18 protein-coding genes are annotated in these 19,837 nt (G+C 71.4%); 8 read left to right on the forward strand and 10 right to left on the reverse strand.

What is annotated here, in order from left to right; genetic code table 11:
- Positions 1–171 precede the first annotated feature (171 nt).
- On the forward strand, positions 172–951 hold the full coding sequence (locus ACGGCP_RS20690; RefSeq protein ID WP_392968461.1) for a class I SAM-dependent methyltransferase: 780 nt from the start codon (positions 172–174) through the stop codon (positions 949–951).
- A 185-nt stretch (positions 952–1,136) separates the two neighbouring features.
- On the opposite strand, the gene ACGGCP_RS20695 is transcribed toward ACGGCP_RS20690, so the two are convergent.
- From ACGGCP_RS20695 to ACGGCP_RS20715, 5 genes are all read right to left on the reverse strand, one after another.
- Entirely contained in the window at positions 1,137–1,949 is an 813-nt protein-coding gene (locus ACGGCP_RS20695) for an HAD family hydrolase (protein WP_392968463.1), read from the reverse strand.
- 85 nt (positions 1,950–2,034) lie between these two features.
- Positions 2,035–2,274: a hypothetical protein gene (locus ACGGCP_RS20700; protein ID WP_392968465.1), complete on the reverse strand. Its 240-nt coding sequence runs from the start codon at positions 2,272–2,274 to the stop codon at positions 2,035–2,037.
- Positions 2,275–2,402: 128 nt separating this feature from the next.
- Entirely contained in the window at positions 2,403–3,728 is a 1,326-nt protein-coding gene (locus ACGGCP_RS20705) for a M14 family zinc carboxypeptidase (RefSeq protein WP_392968467.1), read from the reverse strand.
- A gap of 155 nt (positions 3,729–3,883) precedes the next feature.
- Positions 3,884–6,046 carry a GTP-binding protein gene (locus ACGGCP_RS20710; protein ID WP_392968469.1) on the reverse strand — a complete coding sequence of 721 codons (2,163 nt, stop codon included), beginning with the start codon at positions 6,044–6,046 and terminating at the stop codon, positions 3,884–3,886.
- Positions 6,047–6,210: 164 nt separating this feature from the next.
- The gene (locus ACGGCP_RS20715) at positions 6,211–7,029 is read right to left on the reverse strand and encodes an HAD family hydrolase (RefSeq protein ID WP_392968471.1); all 819 of its coding nucleotides are present in this window, start codon (positions 7,027–7,029) and stop codon (positions 6,211–6,213) included.
- A 161-nt stretch (positions 7,030–7,190) separates the two neighbouring features.
- Between ACGGCP_RS20715 and ACGGCP_RS20720 the strand changes: the two genes are divergently transcribed.
- The 3 genes from ACGGCP_RS20720 (at position 7,191) to ACGGCP_RS20730 (ending at position 9,397) form a co-directional block, all read left to right on the forward strand.
- Positions 7,191–7,766 (forward strand): TetR/AcrR family transcriptional regulator, encoded by a 576-nt coding sequence (locus ACGGCP_RS20720; protein ID WP_392968473.1) that lies wholly within the window; start codon positions 7,191–7,193, stop codon positions 7,764–7,766.
- A gap of 85 nt (positions 7,767–7,851) precedes the next feature.
- Entirely contained in the window at positions 7,852–8,640 is a 789-nt protein-coding gene (locus ACGGCP_RS20725; RefSeq protein ID WP_392968475.1) for an oxidoreductase, read from the forward strand.
- Between the two features lie 196 nt (positions 8,641–8,836).
- Positions 8,837–9,397: a hypothetical protein gene (locus ACGGCP_RS20730; protein WP_392968477.1), complete on the forward strand. Its 561-nt coding sequence runs from the start codon at positions 8,837–8,839 to the stop codon at positions 9,395–9,397.
- A gap of 55 nt (positions 9,398–9,452) precedes the next feature.
- Here the strand turns inward: ACGGCP_RS20730 and ACGGCP_RS20735 are convergent, their stop codons facing one another.
- From ACGGCP_RS20735 to ACGGCP_RS20755, 5 genes are all read right to left on the reverse strand, one after another.
- A complete protein-coding gene (locus ACGGCP_RS20735; protein WP_392968479.1) occupies positions 9,453–10,637 on the reverse strand; it encodes an NUDIX domain-containing protein in 1,185 nt (394 codons plus the stop codon).
- Positions 10,638–10,667: 30 nt separating this feature from the next.
- Positions 10,668–11,204 (reverse strand): tetratricopeptide repeat protein, encoded by a 537-nt coding sequence (locus tag ACGGCP_RS20740; RefSeq protein ID WP_392968481.1) that lies wholly within the window; start codon positions 11,202–11,204, stop codon positions 10,668–10,670.
- A 116-nt stretch (positions 11,205–11,320) separates the two neighbouring features.
- Positions 11,321–11,932 (reverse strand): class I SAM-dependent methyltransferase, encoded by a 612-nt coding sequence (locus ACGGCP_RS20745; protein WP_392968483.1) that lies wholly within the window; start codon positions 11,930–11,932, stop codon positions 11,321–11,323.
- A 47-nt stretch (positions 11,933–11,979) separates the two neighbouring features.
- Positions 11,980–12,534: a peptide deformylase gene (gene def / locus ACGGCP_RS20750; protein WP_392968485.1), complete on the reverse strand. Its 555-nt coding sequence runs from the start codon at positions 12,532–12,534 to the stop codon at positions 11,980–11,982.
- 210 nt (positions 12,535–12,744) lie between these two features.
- The gene (locus ACGGCP_RS20755; protein ID WP_392968487.1) at positions 12,745–15,261 is read right to left on the reverse strand and encodes an Hsp70 family protein; all 2,517 of its coding nucleotides are present in this window, start codon (positions 15,259–15,261) and stop codon (positions 12,745–12,747) included.
- A gap of 98 nt (positions 15,262–15,359) precedes the next feature.
- On the opposite strand from ACGGCP_RS20755, the gene macS reads away from it, so the two are divergent.
- The 4 genes from macS (at position 15,360) to ACGGCP_RS20775 (ending at position 19,836) form a co-directional block, all read left to right on the forward strand.
- Positions 15,360–16,499: a MacS family sensor histidine kinase gene (gene macS / locus ACGGCP_RS20760; RefSeq protein ID WP_392968489.1), complete on the forward strand. Its 1,140-nt coding sequence runs from the start codon at positions 15,360–15,362 to the stop codon at positions 16,497–16,499.
- Entirely contained in the window at positions 16,474–17,109 is a 636-nt protein-coding gene (locus tag ACGGCP_RS20765) for a response regulator (RefSeq protein WP_392968491.1), read from the forward strand. The genes macS and ACGGCP_RS20765 overlap by 26 nt, the downstream gene beginning before the upstream one ends.
- A 71-nt stretch (positions 17,110–17,180) precedes the next feature.
- Positions 17,181–19,031: a 3-oxoacyl-[acyl-carrier-protein] synthase III C-terminal domain-containing protein gene (locus tag ACGGCP_RS20770; RefSeq protein ID WP_392968493.1), complete on the forward strand. Its 1,851-nt coding sequence runs from the start codon at positions 17,181–17,183 to the stop codon at positions 19,029–19,031.
- Positions 19,024–19,836, forward strand: a complete 813-nt coding sequence (locus ACGGCP_RS20775; protein WP_392968495.1) for a DUF6999 family protein — start codon at positions 19,024–19,026, stop codon at positions 19,834–19,836. The genes ACGGCP_RS20770 and ACGGCP_RS20775 overlap by 8 nt, the downstream gene beginning before the upstream one ends.
- The last annotated feature ends 1 nt before the right edge of the window (position 19,837 follow it).

Raw genomic sequence — 19,837 nt, forward strand, 5'->3', positions numbered from 1 at the left:
TTGTCCGCTCCGTTCGCGGTGCGCCAATGGCGGCGCGTCGCTCAGCACGGGCGCACGGGCACGCGCGCCGTTCAGCGCGGGCGGATGGAGACGCGGCTCAACGCGGGCGTGTGGGTGCGCCGTTCAGCCGGGGCGCCGTCGCGGTGTCCGACCCGAGTAGAAAGGCATTGCATGGCCGTCAACATCGAAGGCACCAAAGGCAATTACGCCCACGTGGGGAACCTCAAGTCCCGAGTGAGCCTCTACGACTACCGCAAGCCCCAGATCGACCCGGTCGACGTCGCGGCAGACCTTCTTCCCGCCGACCTTGGACTGGTACTCGATGTCGGTTGCGGCTACGGCCGCTATCTCAAGCGGTTGCGGGCCGATCACCCCAGCGCGGCCGTCGTCGGCATCGACGCCGCGCACGGGATGCTCGCCGAAGTGGACCCGCCGATCATGGTGGCGGACGCGCAGGCGATCCCCTACCCGGACGGCAGCGTCGACGCGGTGCTCGCGATGCACATGCTGTACCACGTGCCGGATATCGCGAAGGCGGTCGGCGAGTTCCGACGCGTTCTCAAGCCCGGCGGGACCCTCCTCGTCTCCACGAACACCCATGACGACATGGCCGAGCCGTATGCGCTCTGGGCTCGGGCGATCCGCTCGGTGCTGGGGCCCGACACGTTCATCCCGTCTGCCGAGGTCGCGAACTTCGACTCGGCCAACGCGTCCGCGTACTTGGGGGCCGAGTTCGATTCGGTCGAGCGGTTCGAGGAGCGCGGGCTGGTGTCGGTACCCGATCCCGGCCCGCTGATGGACTACCTCGTCTCGGTCAAGTCCTATGTCGACTGTGACGACGAGGCGTTCGGGCGGATCCTCGACGCGGCGGCGGCGGAGCTGCAGGCGCATTTCGCGGCTCACGACGTCTTCGAGTTCGAGAAGGCGCTCGTCTTCTACCGGTGTAAGTAAGAGGCGAGTCGGTTCGGAACGAGCGCGGGCGGCGGTAGCCGGGCCTGCCGGGCGGCGCACCGCGCTCGCCCGACGCCCGACGCCCGACGCCCGACGCCCGACGCCCGACGCCCGACGCCCGACGCCCGACGCCCGACGCCCGACGCCCGACGCCCGACGCTTCGATTGTGCTCGTGGGGTTCGGGTCAGCCCGCCTGGATGCCGAGCAGGGCTTCGATCGCCTTCCCTACGCCGTCGTCGCTTGCGGCCTCGGCCCTGTGGGTCGCAGCGGCGGCCGCTTCCGCATGGGCTCCCGCCATCGCATAGGAGCGGCCCGCCCAGGCGAGCATGGAGACGTCGTTCGGCATGTCGCCGAACGCGACCACGTCCTCAGGGTCGATGTCTTGCTCGGCACACCAGGCGGCCAGCGCCGGGCCCTTGGTCGCTTCGACTGCGGTGCATTCGATCTCGGGGTAGCTGCCCCAGCGCCAGAGGCTCACACCGGGGATGGCGATGTGGGCCGTGGCCTCGTGCATCGCCTGGCCGGTGGAGGCTCCGTCGTGGACGAGCATGCTGACGACCGGTTCGGCCTCGGCGAACAAATCGTGGTCGCCCGCGATCGGGACCTGGGGGTCGATGAAGTGGAGTGCTTTGAAGTAGTTCCCTTGCACGCGAAGGGTCGCTCCGGTCTCGACGGCGAAGTCGGCGGCGGGGAGGGCGGCGCGCAGCTGCCGGTGGATCTCGCGGGCGAGCGCGAGCGGGATGGAGTGGCGCAGTTCGGCGGTCTGATTCGCGGTGTCGAAGCGGATGGAGCCGGTCGAGCAGAGGGCGGCGTCGAGGACGGCGGCGAGTTCGGGAACGCGGTAGACGGCGCGGGGCGGCCGGGCGGTCACGGCGAGGGTGCGGATGCCGTGTTCGCGTGCGGCTTGGAGGGCCTTCTGGTTGCGTTGGGAGAGTCGGCCCTGTCTGTCGAGCAGGGTGCCGTCGAGGTCGGTGGCGATGAGTTTCGGTAGGCGCACCGCTTGAGTATCGGGGTCGGCCGTGCGCGCGGGCAACCGTGAATGTCGTGGCGGGCCGGAGGTGGGTTCCGGCCCGCGTGCCCGTTCAGGCGCGTTTCTTCGCGGAGCGGCGCCGCAGGAGCGCGCCGACGGCCCATCCGGCGATGAAGACGACGCTGATCATGATCCACATGGGCGTCTCGACTTTGACGAGCCAGAGCTTGACGCTCACTTCCTCGGTGTTGGCGAGGACGAACCAGACCGCGAGGGCGATGATCACGCCCGCGATGATGAGTCGGCGGATGGTGTTCCCGCCTTTGGCCTCGGCCGCGTTGTCGGTCGCCATGGGCCCGCTCCTCTCCGTTGCGGTGAACGGGATGGTCCGGACAGTATGGACGGCCGCGCGGGATCGGGCGGGATGTTCGGTCTTTTCCGGGTCCCGGCGGCGTCACCCCGCTGCCGGGACCCGGGCCGCTAGCTCGCGTAAGGCGCGGCGGCGGCTTGGGCGGCGGTCATGAGCGCGCCCTCGTTCTCGGGCCAGAGGCGGTCGTCGACGCAGGTGTAGGCGGGGAAGAACCCTCCGCAGCTGCCGGTGTCGGGGCCGATCTCGAAGGTGAAGGAGGCGACGCCGAGTTCGCCGTAGGCCATGTCGTCGGTGGTGCCGCTGGTGCTGTAGCCGACGGTGTCGTCGTTGGTGCCGACGAAGTAGCCGTTGGAGTCGGCCATGGCCTTGCCGAGCGCGCGGAGCCCGGCGTCGTTCGGGGCGACGTCGGAGGTGTAGCCCCACGGGACGATGATGTACTCGCCGTAGGAGTGGAGCGTGATGAACACGTCGCGGGCGTCGGCGGGCGCTGCGTCGGCGGGGTTCTCGCCGCGCTGGTCGGGGTGGAGTGCGCGGAGCCAGTCCTCGACGGCCTGCGTCTCGGGTTCGGACCCGGCCGAGGAGCCCTGGAAGGTCTCGGAGCAGGGGTTGGTGGAGTCGTCGCCCCACGCGAACGTGGAGTTGCGGTTGAGGTCGACGCCGATGCTGCCGCCGCAGTTGCCGTCGCTGTCGTTGGCGTTCTTGCGCTGGAGGATCGGGTCGTCGCCGCCGGAGGCGACGATGTCGACGCCGTCGGGGTTGGCGACGGGCACGACCCAGATCTCGGTGGTGTCCATGAGCTCGGTGACCGCGGTGTCGGTGCCGTAGCCGTCGACGAGTTTCTCGATCCAGCGCCAGGCGACTTCGCCGGTGGCGATCTCGCGGGCGTGCATCTGGGCGATGAGGGAGAACCGGGGTTTGGGCGAGTCGGGGTCGGTCTCGCAGTCGCCTTCGTTGATCTTCGTGAGGCAGATGGCGTAGACGTCGTGGCCGCCCTGGCCCTGGGTCTTGAGCCACGAGTCGCCGATGTCGTGGAGGCTGGCGAGTTCGGGGTTGGCGGCGGCGATCTCCTGGAGGTCGGCTTCGTAGGAGTCGACGGTGCGGTAGCCGCCGTAGTAGGTGCCCTCCTGCTCGGCGGCGACGGGGAGTTCCTTGTAGACGGTGTCGACGAACTCGGGGTCGTAGCCGAGTTCGCGGGCTTCGGCGGCGAGCGCCTCGTCGCCGATGATGTGGGATTCGCTGCCGTGGTCGTGGGCGAGGACGAAGCCGAGTTCCTCGAGTTCGGCCGCTTCGTCGGCGGTGAGGCGCGGGACGGTCCAGGTGGAGGGTTCTGAGCCGGCGGGATCGACCGGGTCGGCTTGGGCTGTGAGGGTGGCGGCGCCGGTGGTGGCCGCGACGACCCCCAGCGCGACGCTCGCGGTGACGAGCCTTCGTTTCATGTGCTGTGTCCGTTCGCTTCTCGTCCCGCCGGGGTGCCGACGGGACGAAGGGGCGGTCAAGGGATCTTAATCATACATTTCAGGTCCAACTCCGTAAATACGCAACATATTGGGACACAATGGATTCCACTTCGGAGTGTCGGCGCTTCCGGTGATCACGTGCCCGTCACGCGGCGCACCACCGAGAGCAGATAGGCGTCGCGGTCGAGCGGGTTCGCGTCGGTCCGGGGCCGGGACGGCACGGGGCCGCTCACCGGCTCGTGCCGTTCGAAGACGCTTTCGAGGACGCCTTCGCCGCTGGTCAGGCCAGGGAGGCGCTGACCGAGGCCGTGGACGGCCCCGGCCGGGATCGTGCCTTCGAGGGTGCAGCGGCCGCCGTCGAGCTCGGGCGGTTCGGGGACCGCGCGGAGCTTCGCGAGCGCGGCGAGGACGCCGCCGAGGTCGGCGGCGGGCAGTTCGATCCTGAAGCGGTGCAGGGGTTCGCAAACGACGGTGCCCGCTTGGCGGAGTGCGTCGGCGAGGATGAGCGGCACGAGGTTGCGGAAGTCCCCGGCGGTGCTCGACATGCTCTTGTCGAAGCCGCCGTGGGCGCTGGACTGGCGGGCCCAGTAGCCCGAGTGGGTCATGGTGACGACCGCTCCTTCGACCTGCCAGCCGTGCAGGCCTTCGCGGAGCGTGTCGTGGACGGTCTCCTCGACGGCTTTGAAGAACGCGAACGGCATCGAGCCCAGTTCCACGCCGAGCCGGAAGTCGACGCCGGACCCGGCGGCGGGCTCGATGCGCAGGCCGACCGTGGCCAGGAACGGGTTGGGGGCCTTCGCGATGAACTCAACGGCCGCGCCGGTGCCGGTGACGCGCTCGACGCAGATCACGGTGGACTCGCGGAAGTCGACCTCGAGGCCGTGCTCCTCGGCGAGGGTCGCGCCGATGACCTCCTTCTGGACCTCGCCGTAGAGGGAGACGGAGAGTTCCCGGCGGACCTCGTCGTGGCGCAGGCCGATGAGCGGGTCCTGTTCGGCGAGTTGGGAGAGCGCGGTGTGGAGGGCGGGCCGGTCGGCCTCGCGGACGGGCGCGACGACGGTCTCCAGTGCGGGCCTGAGGAAATGCTCGGTGCGGAGTTTCGGCGGCCGCCCGAGGGGATCGCCGATGCGGACCTCCCCCAGGCCGCGGAGCTTCACAATGCTGCCCGCTTCGGCGCGCGGGCACGGATGGTCCGTGCCGTCCTCGAAGACGCTGATGCCGGTGACCTTCGCTTCGCGGCCCTCGCCGAGAGGCACGCGGTCGCGCACCGCGACCGTGCCGGAGAACAGGCGGGCGTAGGCGATCCGCTCCCCCGCCGCGCCGCGCTCGACTTTGAACACCGTGGCCGACAGCGGTGCCGCCGGGTCGCCTTCCGAGCCGGGCAGGAAGCGGCGGATACCGTCGACGAGCCCGTCGATGCCCGCGCCGGTGATCGCCGAACCGAAGTGGACCGGGTGGGCCCGCGCCTGCGCGACGCGTTCGGCGAACGCCGCTGACAGCGCCTGACCGAATGGCGGCACTGCGTCAGGGGACCGTCGCGGGTCAAGAGACGAGGCCCGGTCCGGAGACGGTGCCATGTCACGTGCGACATGTGACATGCCATTGGTGGGAGGCTCGGCTCCTTCTAGCGCGCAGCCGGTCGGCCCCGAACCGGGCATGGCATGTGACATGCCACTGGGGTCCGGGGAGGCGTCGGCGGCGTCCATGCCGGCGAGGTAGGCGTTCAGCAGGTCGTCGTCGAGGAGCGCTTCGAGCACGTCCTCGGTGTAGGCGGCGTCCTGGGGGCGCGGTGCGCTCCGGGCCGCTGCGGTGCCGAGGCCGTCGACGGTGTCCATCGCGACCATCGCCGGGTCGAGTTTCGCGGCGAGGTCGCGCATGAGCGAGCCGGTGCGGGCGCCGGAGCGGTCGATCTTGTTGACGAACACCAGTGTCGGGACACCGAGGCGGCGCAGGGCCCGGTACAGGACGCGGGTCTGCGCCTGGACGCCCTCCACTGCGGAGACGACGAGCACCGCGCCGTCGAGCAGGTTCAGGACCCGTTCGACCTCGGCGATGAAGTCCGGGTGCCCGGGCGTGTCGACGAGGTTCACGGGGACGCCGCCGAGCGTGAACGAGACGACGGCGGACTTGATGGTGATGCCCCGGCGGCGTTCGAGGTCGAGCGAGTCGGTGCGGGTGCTCCCCGCGTCGACGCTGCCGACCTCGTCGATGATCCCGGCGGCTTGCAGCAGCCGCTCGGTCAGGCTGGTCTTACCGGCGTCGACATGGGCGAGGATTCCGAGATTGAGCGTGCGCAACAGCAGTCATGTCCTTGAGTTCGTGGTGACCTTTCTCGAATGACATGAACTGTTGGCGCATACCGGCTCCTCCGTGACGGGCGCGCGGCGGCGCCGCGGCTCCCGCCCAGTCCAGCAGAACGGGCGGGGGCCGCGCAACGGGTTATTCCGGACGCGGCCCCGGTCTAGGCGGCGGCCGCGGTGTCGTTGTCGAGGAGGCCCTCGATGATCTGGGCGACGCCGTCCTCTGCGTTGGTCGCGGCGCGGTCGGTCGCTGCGGCGACCGCCTCGGGATGGGCGTCGCCCATCGCGTACGAGCGGCCCGCCCAGGCGAGCATCGGCGCGTCGTTCGGCATGTCGCCGAACGCGACCACCGCGTCGGGTCCGACCCGGCGCTCCTTGCACCAGGTCGCGAGCCCGAACGCCTTGTCGGCGCCCCGCGCGTTGAGGTCGAGCATCCCGAAGTCGCCCCAGTGGCACATCGCGAGCCCGCCGAGGTCGGCGCCCTCGACGGCGGCGGCCATCTCCTCGCCGGTGCGCTCGGCGCAGTAGACCTTGATCTTCACGGCGCGCTTGGCGCGCTTGAAGACCGCGTCGGAGTCGGGCGCGAACTCCCAGTTCGACCCGCCCACGAGCGCGCGGTACCCCTCCTCGCCGACGATGCCGACGCCGTTCTCCACCGCGAACACCGCGTCGGGCAGGCGCCTGGCGATCGCGGCGACCACCTTGCGGCCCAGGGAGACCCGGATCGACCGGAGGATGCGGATGCGGTGCGTGGCGGGGTCGTAGACGATCGCGCCGTTGGCGCACACCGCGCCGTCGAGGTACGGCACGAGGTCGGGCAGCATGTCGACGCCGTAAGGCGTGCGGGCGGTGACGGCGACGACGGCCATCCCGTCGGCGCGGGCGGCCGCGAGGGCGTCGCGGGTCCGCTCGGACAGGGCACCGTCCGGGGCGAGGAGGGTGCCGTCCAGATCGGAGGCGATGACGAGGGGTCTGAGCACCGTTCCAGTATCGCCCGGCCCGGCAAGTGCGGCAACCGTACGAAACGGCACCGTCACCGCATCCGTTCGGACCGCTTGCGCACCAGGGGTTCCGCTGCACCAGGGCGAGTGCGGACCCCCATTGTTGACCCCTGAGTCAAGAATGGTGTAGGGTTCCGGGCATGGGCAGGCCGAAGAACTTCGAACCGGACGCAGCCGTCGCGCAGGCGATGGAGACGTTCTGGACCAAGGGCTACGCGGGGACCTCCCCCGCGGACCTCGCCGAGGCCACCGGCATCGGCAAGGGCAGTCTGTACCACGCGTTCGGCTCCAAGCGGGAGCTGTTCGGCAAGGCGCTCGACCTCTACGGGCGGGCCGGGTCCGAGATGACCGAGGCCTTCCTGAACGAGCCGGGCACCGCCAAGGAGCGCATCCGCGCCTACCTGGTGCTCCTGGTGGAGACCGACCTGAGCCTGCCCGCGCCGCGCGGCTGCCTCGCGGCCAACACCGCCCTCGAACTGGGCGGCAAGGACCCCGAGGCGACCGAGTCGGTGCGGCGGATGACGAACGAGACCATCCGCCTGTTCGCCGAGCGGCTCCGCAGGGGCCAGCGCGACGGCGACGTCGCGAAGGCGGTCGACGCGGAGGCCCAGGCTCACTTCCTGATGAACACCGTGGTCGGTCTGCGGGTCATGACGCAGACCCACGACCGCGACGTGCTGCACCGGATCATCGACTCGGCCGTGGCCGGGTTCTGAGCGCAGCGAACGCGCCCTCGTGCGAGGGCGTTTTTTCGGCCCCATTTTTTGACCTCAAGTTCAAGAACGATCGGAAGGCACACCCATGGAACTCGGACTCAACGGAAAGACCGCCCTCGTCACCGGCGCCAGCCGCGGCATCGGCCTCGCGATCGCCGAGACCCTCGCGGCCGAAGGCGTCCGCGTCGTAGGCGCGGCCCGCACCGTCACCCCCGAGCTGGAGAAGGCCGCCGCGGCGACCGTCAGCGCCGACCTGTCCACCCGGCAGGGCGCCGAGCGCATCGTCGCCGAGGCCGTCAGCGCGGTCGGCGGCATCGACCTGCTCGTCAACAACGTCGGCGGCGGCGACGCCGACCGGATGGCCGTCGGCGGCTTCCTCGACATCCCCGTCGAGCAGTGGCAGGAGGTCTTCGACCTCAACCTGTTCAGCGCCGTGTGGACCACCCGGGCCGCGCTGCCGGGCATCATCGAGCGCCGCGGCGCGATCGTGAACGTCTCCTCGGTCAACAAGTACCTCCCGGCGGTCGGCCCGGTCGGCTACAGCGAGGCCAAGGCGGCGCTGACGAGCTTCTCCAAGCGGCTCAGCGAGGAGCTCGCGCCGCAGGGCGTGCGGGTCAACACCGTCTCCCCCGGCGTCATCGGCTCCTCGCTGTGGCGCGACGAGGAGCGCTTCGGCGGCAAGGTGGCCGAGGCCTACGGCGTCGCGCACGGCGACCTGCTCGAGGCGATCCCAGGCCAGTTCGGTATCGCGTCGGGCCGCATCGGCGAGCCCGAGGAGGTCGCGGACCTGGTGGCGTTCCTGCTCTCCGACCGGGCGGCGAACATCCACGGCGCGGACCACGTCATCGACGGCGGCACCCTCAAGGCGGCCTAGGGCGAGAGCCGCAGTGGCGGGCGCGGGGCCACCGCGCCCGCCTGGTCCAATCCAGACCCAGCCGTTGCGGGTCCGTGATGTCAAGTTTGGGTAACGGCGGGGACCGGTCCCGGTTCCCAGTCGTCACACTAGTAGTGCCGTCGATTCGCACGGCCGCTCTACCCTGGACTGCGACCCTCCGTTGAAGGAGCCCATCATGGCCTACAACCCGCCCCCGCACTACAACCTCGGCGGTCCGAGCGAACCACAGCAGCCGCAGAGTGCGCCGCCCTCCTATTCACCGCTGCAGCCGCAGTACGACGCCGGCTACGCGCCCCAGTCGCCGGTGTCGGTGCCGCCGCCGACGGCGCCGGTCCCGGCCCAGCCCATGTACGGGACGCAGCCGCTCCTGCAGCCGCCGCCCCCGGCCGCTCCCCGCAAGTCGCCGATCGTGGCGGTCCTGGCCACCGTCATGGCGGTCGCGCTGGCGGGCGCCGCCGTGTCGATCGCGCTGTGGCTCAGCGCCAGCGGCGACCTCGAAGACGTCGAGGCGCGCGTCTCCGACCGCGACGAGCAGATCTCGCAGCTGGAGGAGGACCTCGAAGCGGCCCAGGCCCAGGTGTCGGAGCTGGAGGGGCCCGCGGCGGAGGCGGAGGCGCTCCAGGCGTGCATCGACGACCTCAACGACTACTACAACACCGAACCGGAATCGGAAGAGGAGACCGCGGCGCTCTCCGCGGCCACGAGCACCTGCGACGGCCTCATCGACGTCTTCTGAGCGGACACGCGAGGTGAAGGCCCGGCAGCGATCGCTGCCGGGCCTTCGCGTTGCGCTACAGGGACTTGTGGTGCGCGAACGCGACGGGGATACGCAGTTCGTGCCCCTTGAACAGCTCCGCGACCGGGCCGTTCGCCGCGGCCAGCGCCTCGGCCTCGGTCATCCAGCGGTGGTCGGAGGCTTCGAGCGGGGCGAGGCGGATCGCCTGGCCGGGGCTCGTCCGGCGGGCGGTGAAGCTCATGATCATGGGCATGCGGCTGTCGCCGAGCTGGGTGTCGCGCTTGTCGAAGGCCCAGGACAGACCGGTCAGCTCGACGTCGAGGCCGGTCTCCTCGAACGCTTCGCGGATCGCGGCGAGGCCGACCGGCTCGCCGACCTCGGTGCCGCCGCCGGGGACGGCCCACTGGCCGGTGTCGGTGCGCTGGATGACGAGGACGCGGCCCTCGTCGTCGAAGATCGCGGCGTCGGCTCCGGTCGAGATCATGTGGGCGGCGAGGTCGCCGCAGTCGATGCGCGGGTAGTCGAGGTCGGCCGCGGTGGTGCGTTCGCAGTGCGCGGCGACGCGGTGGTGGCGTTCGACTGAGTACGGGCTGGTCGCGTCGGCGAGCGCGGCTTTGGCGACCGCGGCGACGGCGTCGAGGATCGCTTTCGCCTCGGTCGAGACGCGCAGGGGCTCGCGTTCGCGGACGACGGCGCTGTCGACGGGGGCGTACGTGGGCAGGTCGCCGGCAAGGTCGGGGTCGGCCGGTTCGAGGAGTCGCTCGACCGCTGCGGGGTCGAGGCCGGTGGTGAACTCGTAGACGAGCAGGTAGGTGTGCGGGCAGGGCAGGTCCGCGAGGTCGGTGTCGGCGATGGCGACGGGTGCGGCGGGGACGTCGGCCCCGAGGGCGGTCGCGGTCGCGATGAGCCGGTCGGCGAGGGTGTCGGTGCGGAAGCGGCGGCGGTGGACGAGCCTGGTGCCGTCGCCGCAGTCGATGCGGAACTCGGTGCCGGGGATGGGGGTCCGCAGCTGCTCGTCGGTCGCGAAGACGGCGCGGACGTCCTCGTAGGGGCGGTGGTCGACGAGGGCGAGGAGGGCGGCGGCGTGGTCGCGCAGCTCCCGCAGGCGGGCCTCTTCGTCGGGTTCGGCGCCCCAGTAGAGGCCGTTGGCGGCTTCGGCGCGGAGCATGTCGGCGATGCGGGCGAGCCCGACCGCGTCGTGCCGTTCGGGGTTCGCTTCGGCGTCGGGGTTCGTCGTCATGGGGCTCCTGTGCTCGGCGGTGCGGGAGTGTCAGATCGTACGCTGTCCGACTGCCGCGCGGGCGTGGCTCAGCGCGTCCTGTGTCGAGGCGATGAGGGCGGGGTCGCCGATCTTGCGGCGCATGAGGAGCGCTTCGGTGAGGACTTCGACGGCGAGGTGGGGACGGCGGGCGTCGATGAGGTGCTTCCCGTAGTGCTGCAGCGCGAAGTGGAGGGAGTTGGGGCTCTCGGCCTGCGCGATCTCGATGGCCTGCTCGTAGAGCGGTTCGGCGGCGGCGAGCTCGCCGGGGTAGCGGTGGGCGTCGCCGAGGTTGATGAGGGCCGCGACGCGCTGGCGGGCGGTCGCGGCGCGGTCGAGGGCGAGCGCGAGGACGCGCCGCGCCTCGGCGTACTCGCCCAGGGCGATGAGGCCGACGCCCGCTTGGCGCAGTTCGGGCTGGGCGAGCCGCTCTTCGCGGTTGAGCTCGTAGCGCACGAGGCGGCGCAGCCGGTCGGGTTCGGTCGCGTACATGCGCCCGTCGTTGCCGGTGGCGATGAGTTCGGCTATCTGTTGCTGCTCAGCAGACAATGGCGTGTCCCCCGTTCCGCGCCTGGGATGGGCCGTGAGGCGGCCTGAGGCGAGGATAGAGCGGGGCCGGGCGTTTGCCCAGCCCCAAGCCCTGCTTCAACGGTAGCTCGGCGGCCTCAGGGTCGGCGCAGGATGAGGCCCTGGTACTGGTCGATCTTCGATTCGAGCGGTTCGTAGTGGGTCTCGACGAGGTCGAAGTGCTCGGCGGCGAGGGCTTCGATGCGTTCGGCGGTGAAGAAGGAGAAGAAGCGCTTCGGCTCGTACCGGTCGGTCTCCCATACGCCTTCGGAGTCCTCGCCGCCGTACTGTCCCCAGTAGAACCAGCCGCCGGGGGCGAGGACGCGCCGCACTTCGGCGAGCACGCCGGGGAGTTCGGCCTTCGGCACGTGGAGGAGGCAGTTCATGCCGAACACGGCGTCGAAGGACGCGTCCTCGAACCGCAGGTCGCTGAAGTCCATGACTTCGGCGTCGAGGCCCTTGGCGCGGCAGTGCGCGACGAGTTCGGGCGAGAGGTCGACGCAGGTGACCTTGCAGCCTTCGTCGGCGAAGTACCGGCCGCTGACGCCGTGCCCGGCGCCGATCTCCAGCAGGCGCGCCGATTCCGGGAGGCGGGCCTTGAAGCGTTCGCGCTCCGCGGCCTTCCAGGGGGCGTCGTCCATGCCCTCGCGGTTGTCGGCGTCGGCGTCGTAGGCGTTGCGCAGTTCCTCTTTGAGCGCTCGGTAGTCCATGGCCCCGATGATGCCAGAGGGGTGCGACAGCGCTTTCGGGTCGCGGCCTAGCGGAGTCCGGCTTCGGCGAGGGCGCGGTTGCGGGCCTTCTTGGGGAGCCGGTCGACGTAGACGGTGCCTTCGAGGTGGTCGTACTCGTGCTGGAGGCAGCGGGCGAGGGTGCCGGTGCCCTCGATGCGCACGGGCCTGCCTTCGCCGTCGAACCCTTCGACGACGGCGGTGGCCGAGCGGGGCGTGTCCTCGAACGCGCCGGGCACCGACAGGCAGCCCTCGTCGTCGACCATGAGCTCGCGGGGCGCAGGCGGGAGGGTGAGCACCGGGTTGACGACGGCGGCCACGGTGCGCTCGCCGTCGGCGTCCTCGCAGTCGAGCACGAACACCCGGGCGTCGACGCCGATCTGGTTGGCCGCCAGGCCGACGCCGTTGGCCGCGTACATGCTCGCGAACATGTCCTCGATCAGCGCCGCCAGCGCGTCGTCGAAGGCCTCGACGGGCTTGCAGGCGCGGTGCAGCACGGGTTCGCCGTACCGCGTGATCGGGTGCGCCTTGCCGTGCTCGCCGGGGACGGGCCCGCCGGTCGCTGCGTCTGCTCGGTCTGGCACCGGTGTCTCCTTGTCCGCCAATCGGTCTCCCTCTTGGGCTCGGTCCTCGCTCAGGGCGGTGGCATATCACATGTCACACGCCAACCCCGCTATTGCAAGTCTATTGCAACAGACTCGGGCGGCCGCGCCGCTTCCGGGGAGCCGGTCCGTAGTGCTGCGGCACATAGCGCGGGCGCGGGCCCAGTCGGCCCGCGCCCGCTCCACTATGCCTCAGAGGCTCCAGACCTCGACCTGGCCCATGGCGGTGCCTGTGACGACCACGGCGTGGTCGTCGATCCAGGCGGTGCTGGCCGACTTGACGGCCGTGTCGCCGGTGTGCGGTGCGACGGTCTCGCCGAGCTGCGCGCCGGTCTCGAGGTCGAAGAGGGTCAGGCCCTTGTCGCCGAGGAGCATCGCGACCGGCTTGCCGTCGAGTTCGAGGAGCTGCGCGCCCACGACCGCCTGGATCAGGTCGCGTCCGGCGGTCCCGAAGGGCTGGGCGGTGACGAGGTCCCATGCCTGCACCGAGCCGTCGGCGGTGACCGTGACGCCGAGCGCCTTCCCGGCGGCGGTCCCGGCGGTGAACGCGGTGACCTCGACGGCGAGCTGGTCGAAGGTGCCGCCGACGGGCTCGCCCGTGCCCATGTCCGAGACGAACACGGTGTTCTCGTAGACGCCGGACTGGCGCAGCTGGCCGTCGAGCTCCACGATCGCGCTCAAGTCGGCGTACGAGAAGCTGACATCGCTCATCGACTGGCCGTTGAACAGCTGCACGACCTCGTAGTCGGAGATGTAGATCGGGACCGAGTCCCACACGCCGACCCAGTAGATCGAGTTGTAGCTCGACTCGCGCGTCTGGATCGGGTTGCCCGGGTCGTCGAGGTACCAGACGGCCTCGGTGGAGGCGTCCCGTGAGAACGCGACCCAGCGCCCGTCGAACTCGAACACCGAGAGGTGCTCGATCGGCTCCTGGTGCCCGCGGAACTCCCCCACCCGCTCGCCGGTGGCGACGTTCCAGATGCGGATGACCTTGTCCTCGCCGCCGGTGACCGCGACCGGGTCGGTGCCGATCATGCCGGTGCGGACGTGCGTGACCTCGCCGACGTGCGCGCTGTCCATCTCGGCGGTCTTGTCGCCGAGCTGGGCTTCGGTGAGCGGCACGAGGCCGTCGTCGTCGCCGGTGGAGGCGGAGCCGTCGTTGTCGGTGCCGTCGCCGGTGGCCTCCTCCTCGGTGGCGGCGGACTCGGTGTTCTCGACTGCCGTGTCCCGGTCCTTCTCGTCGCCGGGGAGGAACTGGAACGCGGCGAGCGCGCCGACCGCGAGGACGAGGACGCCCGCGATCGAAGCGAGGACGGCGACGCCCTGTTTGGACTTGATCCAAGGGCCCTTCGCGGGCGGGACCGGGCCGGTCGGGTACGGACCCGTCGGGTACGGGCCGGTCGGCGGGCTCTGGGGGGCGGCCATGGCAGGCTGGGTGAGCGGGTAGGGCGGGCTGCCGGGCACGGCCTGCGGGGTCGGCTGCAGGGCGACGGGGTTGGGGGCGGAGGGCTGCGGGAGCCGCATCGTCTGGCCGGTCGGCGCGGGGGCCGGGCTCGGCACGGGCGCGGGGACGGCCGGGGCCGTCGTCTGCGGCGGCAGGGCCGGGCTCGGGACCGAGATCGGGGTGCTCACGGTGTGCTGTGCGACGAGCCCGCCTTCGGAGACGGCGAGTTCGGGCTGCTCGACCGCGGACGGGGCGATGCCGAGTTCGCGGTGAAGCAGGGTGGCGACGAGCGGCATCCGGCTCGCCGCGCCCACGAGGAACAGCGCGGCGACCTGCTCTTTGGTGAGGCCCGATTCGCGGATGACGCCCTGGGTGACGCGGAGGGTGCGCATCACCAGGGGCGTGCAGACCGTCTCGAGCTCGTCGCGGGTGAGATGGGCGTCGACGTCGAGGAGCGGGATGGTGAGCTCAGTCGAGGCACTGCGGGAGAGGCGCTCCTTCGCCTGGCGGACCTCGTCCATGAACGCGGTGCGGTAGCGCAGGTCGGCGGGCTCGGTCGGGCTGGTGAGCCGCGCCCAGCGCTCGTCGTCGGGCTGGACGGTCTTGGCGACGTGCTCGGCGAGGGCCTGGTCGAAGTCGAGGCCGCCGAGGTCGTCGGCGCCGTCGACGGCGAGGACGTCGAAGCCGTTGGTGGCGCGGCGCAGGACGGTGGCGTCGAAGGTGCCGCCGCCGAGGTCGTAGACGACGACGCCGCTGCCGGGCGGCACGTGCGCGCCGAGGGTCTCGACGAAGTAGCTGGCGGCGGCGACCGGTTCGGCGACGAGGTCCACAGTGCCCAGACCGGCGGCGGTGGCGGCGTCGGCGACGACGTGGCGGCGGGTCGGGCCCCACGCGGCGGGCACGGTCACGGTGACGGGGCCGAGCGAGCCGAGGGTCTGCTCGCATTCGCGGGCGACCCGGGAGAGGACGGCGGCGATGACGCTGGTGACGGGGATCTCGGTCTCGCCGAGGAGGATCTGGGCGTCGTCGATGCGCCGCTTGGGGTTCGGTTCGTACCGGTCGGGCTTGCGGCGTCCGGAGTGGACGGCGTCGGCGCCGACGACCGGACCGCCCTCGTCGTTCATGAACACCGCGGAGGGCAGCTGCGGGGAGCCGTCGAACAGCTGCTGGTGGACCCGCCCGTCGGCGCGGCGGATGGTGGCGACGGTGTGCGAGGTGCCGAAGTCGACGCTGATCGAGGCGGGTCGGGGGTTGGAGAAGGACATGCCGCAACTGTAGTGACCTGGGTCCACCGCCTGATGCGTAGGGAACTCCCGTACTGCTGGGGCCTGTGTGCTTCGCGGGCGCCTGGGAGAATGCGCGGGTGGGTTTGCAGACGCAGTTGCGGCGGGCGATCGCGGTGTTCCGGTTCGCCGCTCTGGGCTATCCGGTGCTCCTGGGCGCCTTGGCGTTCGAGAACCTGCGGCATCCCGTGGCGGCCGCGCTACTGGTGGCCGCGCTCGTGGGCTGGACGGCGGCCGTCAGCTACCGGTACACCCGCAAGGGGTACGAGGACCAGGTCGTCTACGCCGACCTCGCGGTCACGGCGGTGGCCGTCGCGGTGTCGGCGTGGGCGCTGGCGGTGGACGGTCGGCCGGTGCCGATCTCGTTGGGGCCGTGGATGGCCGGGGTGGTGCTCGCATGGGGCGCGGCCTGGGGCAGGCGCAGCGGTGCCGTCGCGGGCGGCGTGATCGCCGTGTTCGGCATGGTGTTCCGCGGCGGCATCAGCGACAACACGGTGAACGAGGCGGCGCTGCTGGTGCTCACCGGGTTCACCGTGGGGCACCTGGTACGGCTCGGCGTGGAGGCCGAGGAGCGGACGCGGCGGGCCGTCGAGCGGACCGCCGCCGCGAAGGAGCGCGAGCGGCTGGCCCGGGACATCCACGACTCGGTGCTGCAGGTCCTGGCGCTGGTGCAGCGGCGGGGCAACGAGATCGGCGGCGAGGCGGCCGAGCTCGGGCGGCTCGCGGGACGACAGGAGGAGGCGCTGCGGGCGCTCATCTCCTCCGAGGCGTACCAGCACCCGCTCGACGGGCGGCGCGACCTGCGGGAGCTGGTGGGTCGGCACGCGGGCGGGGCGGTGACGGTGGCGGCCCCGGCGGAGCCGGTGCGGCTGCCCGCGGCGACGGCCCGGGAGGTCGCGGCGGCCGTGGCGAGCGCGGTCGACAATGTGCGGGAGCACTGCCCGGAGGGGACGCACGTGTGGCTGCTGGTCGAGGACGACGGCGACGCGGTCACCGTCAGCGTCCGCGACGACGGGCCCGGGATCGCGCCGGGTCGCTTGGCCGAGGCCGCCGCTGAAGGCCGTCTCGGTGTGGCGCAGTCGATCCAGGGCCGCGTGCGCGAACTCGGGGGGACCGTGGAGGTCGTCTCGGGACCCGGTTCGGGGACGGAGGTCGAGATGCGGGTGCCGCGTCCGAGGACGGAAGGGGACGCCGATGGCGACGCTCATCGTGGTCGATGACCACCCGATCTGGAGGGAGGCGATCGCCCGCGACCTCACCGCGGCCGGGCACCGCGTGCTCGCCGTATGCGGCGAAGGGAAGGCGGCGCTCACCGCGATCCGGGAGCTGCGGCCCGAAGTGGCGATCCTCGACCTGCAGCTGCCGGACCTCTCGGGTGTCCAAGTGCTGCAAGGACTCGGCGAGGACTGCCCCACGGCGGCGCTCATCCTCTCGGCGAGCGGCGAGTCGGCCCATGTGCTCGACGCGATGAAAGCGGGAGCGCGCGGGTACCTCGTCAAGTCGGCGTCGGCGGCCGAACTCGCCGACGCGGTCGAGCGCGTCGCGGCCGGGGACGCGGTGTTCACTCCCGGCCTGGCGGGACTCGTGCTCGGCGAGTACCGGCGGCTCGCCAACGCGGGCGGGGCCGAACGCCCGAAGCTCTCCGAACGTGAGACCGAGGTGCTGCGGCTCGTCGCCAAGGGACTCAACTACCGCGAGATCGCCGAACGGCTCGTGCTCTCCCAGCGCACGGTCCAGAACCACGTGCAGCACATCCTCACCAAACTCCAGCTCCACAACCGGGCGCAGCTCGTGCGGTACGCGATCGAGCAGGGCATCGACGGCGACTGAGTACTTTCGGACCCCCGAAATGAGTAGAAGCGCCGATGCGCGGACCCCTTCGGGCGCTGTGCAATAGAGGCATGAACGCCTACATCACCGCCGTCGGCGCGTACCTCCCCGGTCCCCCGGTCGGCAACGACGAGATCGCGGCGCGCCTCGGCGGGGTCGACGAGCGCGGCGACCGCCTGCGCCGCCGCATCCTGGCCGCCAACGGGATCGCCAAGCGTCACTACGCCCTCGACGAGCAGGGCCGCACGACCGAGCTGAACGAGGAGCTGGCCGCCAACGCGCTCCAAGCCGCCCTCGACGAACGCGGCCTCGGCGCGGCCGACCTCGACATGCTCGCCACCGCGACCACCCAGGGCGACCTGCTCGTGCCCGGCTTCGGGTCGATGGTCCACGGCCGCTTGGGAGGCGGGCCCATGCAGGTCCTCTCCGCCGCCGGGGTGTGCGCCTCCAGCCTCGCCGCGCTCGACGCGGCCGTCGCGAAGGTCCGCCTCGGCGACCGTCGGCGCGCGGCCGTCGTCGGCAGCGAACTGTCGAGCCGGTGGCTGCGCGGCTCCAGGTTCCACGGCGGAGGCGGCGACGGCGACGCGCATTTCCTGCGGTGGATGCTCTCCGACGGCGCGGGCGCGGTCCTGGTCGAGGCGCAGCCGCGCCCCGACCGGCCCTCGCTGCGCGTCGACTGGGTCCGCACCGTCTCGCTCGCCCACGCCAACCAGGTGTGCATGCGGGCCGGCATGGGCGACAGCACCGCGCCCGTCGCTGGCCGCACCTGGCAGGACATGGGCAGCGCCGCTGCGGCCGAGCAGGCCGGGATGATGCTGCTGCGCCAGGACACGAGCGCGCTCGGCGCCCTCGCCGAGGCCGGACTGCGCGAGTTCCAGACGCTCGCCCGCGACGGCCTCATCGACCTCGGCAAACTCGACCACGTCCTGTGCCACTACTCGACGAACGCGTTCCGCGACATCGTCTTCGACCAGCTCGCCTCCGCCGGGGCGGACATCGACACGAGCCGCTGGTTCTCCAACCTCGAGACCCGCGGGAACACCGGCGCCGCCTCGATCTTCATCGCGCTGGAGGAATGCTGGCGGACCGGGCGGTTCGAGCCCGGCCAGACCGTGCTGCTCGCCGTCCCCGAATCGGGCCGGTTCACGTTCGGGTTCGCCCACTTGACCTGTGTGGACGCGCAAGCCGAAACCCCTGCGACGCTGCCCGTCGCGGCCCCGGCCGTAGGGGCAGCGATGCCCGCCGTCACCCGCGTCGCGCCGCGCTCGGCGAGCATCCACGACCGCCTCGACGCCGTCTGGCAGGAGTTCGAGCAGCGCCTCGACCAGGTCCCCGTCATGCACCGCCTCGCAGAAGGCACCGCCACGATCGAGGACTACCGGCGGCTCCTGTTCAACCTGCGCCAGCAGGTCGCCGACGGCGCGCGCTGGATCTCCCGCGCCGCCTCCAACTTCTCGGTCGACATGTTCGACCTCCGCAGCGCCGCCATCGGGCACGCCGCCGAAGAGCACCGCGACTTCATGATGATCGAACGCGACTACGCCGCCTGCGGCGGCTCCATCGAGGACATCCGCGCAGGAGAGAAGAACATCGGCTCCGAAGCGCTCTCGGCGTACATGTTCCACACCGCGAGCCAGCCCGACCCGATCGGACTCCTCGGCGCCATGTTCATCATCGAAGGCCTCGGCACCGGCAAGGCCTCCCAGTGGGCCGCCCGGTTCAAGGAGACGCTGGGCCTGCGCGACGACCAGGTCGGCTTCCTCGCCTACCACGGCGAAGCCGACGACGACCACTTCGCGAAACTCCAGGCCATCCTGAACTCCCCTCGCATCGACGCCGCGGCCGCCGACGCGATCGTCAAGACCGCCAAGACCGTCGCCCGCCTCTACGCCCTCCAACTGGAAGAGCTCGACAATGTCTAAGGGGCCGCTCGCCGACCCTCCCATGTGGGATGCCATGTGCGCCGACCCCGCCATGCCCCTCGAACCCGACGTCGCCCGCATGGTCACCGACGACCAGCGGCAGTGGACCCGCACCTGGATCTACCCGGTCCTGCGGCCCGTCTCGCGGGTGCTCGCGCTCGTCATCGTCGCGCTCAAACGCCTGACGCCGGTGCGCTGGACCGCGCACCGGCTCATGGACCGGCTCTGCCTGTGGTTCCTGCGCCGCTTCGTCTCCCCGCTCGCCGTCGAACTCCTCATCCGCCACTTCGTGATCGAGACGAACCTCCTCAACTTCATCGTCCGCAACACCGCCACCGGCATCGAACCGGTCGGCCTGCGGCCCTTGAACCTCGCGGGGCTCGGCGACCGCGCCGTCATCGAACACGACATCAACGTCTACGAAGTGCTCGCCGCGCTCGACCTGACCCGGACGGGACCGCTCGACTTCTCGGACCTCGACATGCCGCCGCTCGACCCCGAGCCGCACCGGTTCCGGCTGCTGCGCCTGGACATCCAGACCGCGCTGTGCCTCATGAACCTGCCGTTCGCCGCCTGCCTCACCCCCGACGAGTACCGGCGGGCCGTGCACTCCATGCGCTTCGACGACTCGATCCTGGCCATCCTCGCCGACATCACCGGTGACCCGGTGTTCCTGCGCTGGCAGAACGGCGACCTGTCCATCCGCGCCGACTCCAACACCGACGTCCCGCACGCCGTCTACCGGCACGCGGTCGTCTGCGAGTACGCCCACGCCCACCTGGTCAGACTCGCCGCGAATCGATGAA

The organism is Glycomyces sp. NPDC048151, assembly GCF_043202775.1.
Classification (GTDB): Bacteria; Actinomycetota; Actinomycetes; order Mycobacteriales; family Micromonosporaceae; genus Glycomyces.

Excerpts from the sequence above, each read along its gene's own strand:
- ACGGCP_RS20725 (WP_392968475.1), top strand. The coding sequence starts at position 7,852 with ATGGAACTCGGACTCAACGGAAAGACCGCCCTCGTCACCGGCGCCAGC.
- ACGGCP_RS20745 (WP_392968483.1), bottom strand. The coding sequence starts at position 11,932 with ATGGACTACCGAGCGCTCAAAGAGGAACTGCGCAACGCCTACGACGCC.
- ACGGCP_RS20690 (WP_392968461.1), top strand. The coding sequence starts at position 172 with ATGGCCGTCAACATCGAAGGCACCAAAGGCAATTACGCCCACGTGGGG.
- ACGGCP_RS20700 (WP_392968465.1), bottom strand. The coding sequence starts at position 2,274 with ATGGCGACCGACAACGCGGCCGAGGCCAAAGGCGGGAACACCATCCGC.
- ACGGCP_RS20735 (WP_392968479.1), bottom strand. The coding sequence starts at position 10,637 with ATGACGACGAACCCCGACGCCGAAGCGAACCCCGAACGGCACGACGCG.
- ACGGCP_RS20770 (WP_392968493.1), top strand. The coding sequence starts at position 17,181 with ATGAACGCCTACATCACCGCCGTCGGCGCGTACCTCCCCGGTCCCCCG.
- ACGGCP_RS20765 (WP_392968491.1), top strand. The coding sequence starts at position 16,474 with ATGGCGACGCTCATCGTGGTCGATGACCACCCGATCTGGAGGGAGGCG.
- ACGGCP_RS20755 (WP_392968487.1), bottom strand. The coding sequence starts at position 15,261 with ATGTCCTTCTCCAACCCCCGACCCGCCTCGATCAGCGTCGACTTCGGC.
- ACGGCP_RS20775 (WP_392968495.1), top strand. The coding sequence starts at position 19,024 with ATGTCTAAGGGGCCGCTCGCCGACCCTCCCATGTGGGATGCCATGTGC.
- ACGGCP_RS20730 (WP_392968477.1), top strand. The coding sequence starts at position 8,837 with ATGGCCTACAACCCGCCCCCGCACTACAACCTCGGCGGTCCGAGCGAA.
- ACGGCP_RS20720 (WP_392968473.1), top strand. The coding sequence starts at position 7,191 with ATGGGCAGGCCGAAGAACTTCGAACCGGACGCAGCCGTCGCGCAGGCG.
- ACGGCP_RS20705 (WP_392968467.1), bottom strand. The coding sequence starts at position 3,728 with ATGAAACGAAGGCTCGTCACCGCGAGCGTCGCGCTGGGGGTCGTCGCG.